We start from the raw sequence: 3,584 nt of genomic DNA, 5'->3' as shown, positions 1-3,584 counted from the left end.
TCCTTGCGGAACCGGCCTTTTGCCAATCGGGTGGTGCTCATGGGCAGGATTGAACTGCCGACCTCTCCCTTACCAAGGGAGTGCTCTGCCACTGAGCTACATGAGCGGTATCCCGCTGTGTCCTGACCAGACTGCTGTCTGGGGGACGGGAAAACTGGAGCGGCAGAAGAGTCTCGAACTCTCGACCTCAACCTTGGCAAGGTTGCGCTCTACCAACTGAGCTACTGCCGCATGGGACTGCAGATACTGCCAACGCGTGTTTAATGCGTTGTGTCCGAAGGGCGGCACTATACAGGAAACCCCCGTTTTGTGAAGTCCCCGATTGAAAAAATTCATTCTCGCCCGGCGTGGAGGAGGGGGCGCAGCGCTTTTTGGGGGGCGAATGTCTTTTTATTTCAATGCAATACCGGGTGCTCGGGCCTGGGTTGCAGACCTCCTTTGGTGCAGCCGCGGTGCGGGATGCCGGTTTGTTGTGCATGGGTGGGGCGGCCCACTGCGCTAGAGCATTGATTTTTCGTGTCCTCAGCCCTTGGCACAGCTCCTGCTTCTCAGGAAGAAACTTTTTTTCATTGAGTGCAAAAAGGAGCGACGTCCCATGAAGATCCAGCAGAGCAGTCCGGCCGTCCCGGCCGTTGGCGCAGTCAGCCGCGGAGGGCGCCATGAAGTGGATTAGCGCAATCATCAAACCCTTCAAGCTCGATGAGGTCCGCATGGCCCTCAACGCCGTCGGCGTGCAGGGGCTGACCGTGACCGACGTGAAGGGCTTCGGCCGTCAGAAGGGGCACACCGAGCTCTACCGAGGCGCCGAATACGTGGTGGATTTTCTGCCCAAAGTGAAGATCGAGGCGGCCGTGCCGGACGACGTGCTCGAGTCTGCCATCGCTGCCATCGAACAGGCTGCGGCCACCGGCAAGATCGGCGACGGAAAGATCTTCGTCTTCGATCTCATCCGGGCTGTCCGCATCCGCACCGGCGAGTCCGGCGCGGCCGCCATCTAAGGAGAACCCCATGAAACGCTTGCTCGCTTTCGCTCCCTTCATTGCTGCAGCACTCTTCTCCACCCCGGGCTGGGCCGATGGGGCGCCGCCCGCGCCGGTGCCCAACAAGGGCGACACCGCCTGGCTGATCACCGCGACCCTGCTGGTGGTGATGATGGCCACGCCGGGCCTGGGCCTGTTCTATGGCGGCATGGTCCGCGCCAAGAACATGCTCTCCGTGCTGATGCAGACCCTGGTGATCTTCTGTCTGCTCGGCGTGCTGTGGGCCGTGTATGGCTACAGCCTGGCCTTCACCGATGGCAATGCCTTCATCGGCGGCTTCGACAAACTGTTCATGAAGGGCGTGACGCCGGAAACCGTGGTGGCCACCTTCAGCAAGGGCGTGGTGCTGCCCGAATACCTGTTTGCCTCCTTCGAGCTGACCTTCGCCGCCATCACGCCGGCGCTGATCATCGGGGGCTTCGCCGAGCGCATCAAGTTCTCGGCCGTGCTGATCTTCATGGTGCTGTGGTTCACCTTCTCCTACATCCCCATGGCCCACATGGTCTGGTACTGGGCCGGCCCGGATGCCTTTACGTCGGCTGAAGCGGCTGCCAAGGCGGGTGAGTTTGCCGGTTTCCTGTTCAACAAGGGTGCCCTGGACTTTGCCGGCGGCACGGTGGTGCACATCAACGCCGGCGTGGCCGCGCTGGTGGGTGCCTACATGGTGGGGCCGCGCATCGGCTACCGTCGTGAATCCATGGCTCCCCACAGCCTGACCATGACCCTGGTCGGCGCCTCGCTGCTCTTCGTGGGCTGGTTCGGCTTCAACGTGGGCTCGGCGCTGGAAGCCGGTGCCACTGCCGGCCTGGCCTTCTTCAACACTCTGGTGGCAGCCTGCGCAGCCACGGTGGCATGGACGGTGATCGAGGCCATTTTCAAGGGCAAGCCCTCCATGCTGGGTGCCGTGTCCGGCGCCATTGCCGGTCTGGTGGTGATCACCCCGGCCTGCGGCCTGGTCGGCCCGATGGGCGCCATCATCATGGGCTTCCTCGGCGGCATCGTGTGCTACTGGGGCGTCAATGGCCTCAAGCGCATGCTCGGCGTCGATGACAGCCTGGACGTGTTCGGCGTGCATGGGGTGGGCGGCATCCTCGGCGCCCTGCTTACCGGCGTCTTCGCTGCGCCGGAGCTGGGCGGTACCGGCGTGTGGGACTACGTCGCCAACGCCCCGGGCACCTTCGACATGGGCGCCCAGATGGTGGCCCAGGCCTGGGGTGTGGGCACGGCGGTGGTGTGGTCCGGGGTGGTGTCCTACATCGCCTTCAAGCTGATTGACATCACCATCGGCCTGCGTGTCAGCGAAGAAGACGAGCGCGAGGGCCTGGACCTGAGCGCCCACGGCGAAACGGCCTATCACCACTGAGCCATCCCCTGTCTGCCCCGTCCGGACGTTCCGGTCGGGGCAGTTGCCCTCGATCGCCAGCCTTCAGGTGGCGTCGCCGGGGTTGGGATACATCAGCACGCTGAGAAAGCGGATCGGGCACTTGGTGAGCTTCTCGGGGCCGTGGGGAATGTCGGCCCGGAAGGTGAGGGCGTCGCCCGGGGTGAGCACATAGGTGTTCTGCCCGTGGCGGTACTCGATCTCGCCTTCAAGCATGTAGATGAACTCGGTGCCCGGGTGCTCGAAGATCGGGAAGGTTTCGGATTCATGGTCGATGGTGATCAGGAAAGGCTCGAAGACCTTGGTCGGGCCCTGGTCGTAAGCCAGCAGATGATAGGTGTGGCCCTTCTTGGTGCCACGCCGCACCACCTCCATGCCTTCCCCCTTCTTCACCAGCTGCGCGCTCCCGTCGCGCACGTCGTAGCCCCGGAACAGGGTGGCAATGGACACCCCCAGGGCACCGGCCAGGCGCGACAGGGTGTCGAGGCTGGTGGCCGTCTGGGCGTTCTCGATCTTGGACAGCATGCCCCGGCTGATGCCCGCCAGGCTGGCCACGTCGGCGATGGTCAGCCCGTGCTTCTGGCGCAGATCACGGATGGTGTTGCCCAGATAGCGCTCCAGGCTGCCGGAGCTGTCGGTGTCGCTCATGGGGGATCTCCCGCCTAAATAAGGATGCCGGGATTATTGCACAGGCGGCATTTGTTTCACTGTAGGAAAAATAGTTGACATGATTCATGGCGAGATGCACTATGTGCAAAAATAATTCTCTATATGAACCTCCCTACGGAGTTGAGAGCATGTCATCGAGTCGTCGTTACACCCTGTCCCTGTCCTGCCCTGACCGGGTTGGCATCGTGGCAGCCGTGAGTGGCTTCCTGGCGCAGAACCAGGGCTGGATCACCGAGGCCAACAACCACGCTGACGCCGAGGCAGGCCGCTTCTTCATGCGCCAGGAGATCCTGGCCGACTCGCTGCCCTTCGGCATCGAGACCCTGCGCGACAAGTTCGCCCCCATCGCCGCCGAGTTCCAGATGGACTGGCGCATCAGCGACAGCGCACGCAAGAAGCGCGTGGTGATCCTGGTGTCCAAGCAGGAGCACTGCCTGTACGACCTGCTGGCGCGCTGGCAGGCCGACGAGCTGAACATCGAGATCCCCTGCGTC

The 3,584-nt window shown here is 63.1% G+C and carries 3 protein-coding genes, 2 tRNA genes and 1 pseudogene; 3 read left to right on the top strand and 3 right to left on the bottom strand.

The annotated features are described in order from the left end of the window. Positions 1–31: 31 nt before the first annotated feature. Positions 32–106, bottom strand: a tRNA-Thr gene (locus tag ACIQ09_RS21935). 49 nt (positions 107–155) lie between these two features. Further along, a tRNA-Gly gene (locus ACIQ09_RS21930) sits at positions 156–231 on the bottom strand. A gap of 428 nt (positions 232–659) precedes the next feature. Between ACIQ09_RS21930 and ACIQ09_RS21925 the strand changes: the two genes are divergently transcribed. Together ACIQ09_RS21925 and ACIQ09_RS21920 are read left to right on the top strand one after the other, a co-directional pair. Beyond that, positions 660–998: a P-II family nitrogen regulator gene (locus tag ACIQ09_RS21925; RefSeq protein ID WP_398314505.1), complete on the top strand. Its 339-nt coding sequence runs from the start codon at positions 660–662 to the stop codon at positions 996–998. A 10-nt stretch (positions 999–1,008) separates the two neighbouring features. Then, positions 1,009–2,403, top strand: a complete 1,395-nt coding sequence (locus ACIQ09_RS21920; protein ID WP_398314503.1) for an ammonium transporter — start codon at positions 1,009–1,011, stop codon at positions 2,401–2,403. Between the two features lie 63 nt (positions 2,404–2,466). On the opposite strand, the gene ACIQ09_RS21915 is transcribed toward ACIQ09_RS21920, so the two are convergent. Further along, positions 2,467–3,069 carry a helix-turn-helix domain-containing protein gene (locus ACIQ09_RS21915; protein WP_398314501.1) on the bottom strand — a complete coding sequence of 201 codons (603 nt, stop codon included), beginning with the start codon at positions 3,067–3,069 and terminating at the stop codon, positions 2,467–2,469. A gap of 149 nt (positions 3,070–3,218) precedes the next feature. Between ACIQ09_RS21915 and ACIQ09_RS21910 the strand changes: the two are divergent. Then, a pseudogene (locus ACIQ09_RS21910) lies at positions 3,219–3,584 on the top strand (formyltetrahydrofolate deformylase); the annotation flags it as partial.

Source organism: Zoogloea sp., from assembly GCF_044344315.1.
In the GTDB taxonomy this organism is placed as follows: Bacteria; Pseudomonadota; Gammaproteobacteria; order Burkholderiales; family Rhodocyclaceae; genus Zoogloea.
This window is presented reverse-complemented; position numbering and strand designations above follow the sequence as displayed.

What these genes read in the sequence shown, in the direction of transcription:
- ACIQ09_RS21920 (WP_398314503.1), top strand. Translation starts at nt 1,009, where the DNA reads ATGAAACGCTTGCTCGCTTTCGCTCCCTTCATTGCTGCAGCACTCTTC.
- ACIQ09_RS21925 (WP_398314505.1), top strand. Translation starts at nt 660, where the DNA reads ATGAAGTGGATTAGCGCAATCATCAAACCCTTCAAGCTCGATGAGGTC.
- ACIQ09_RS21915 (WP_398314501.1), bottom strand. Translation starts at nt 3,069, where the DNA reads ATGAGCGACACCGACAGCTCCGGCAGCCTGGAGCGCTATCTGGGCAAC.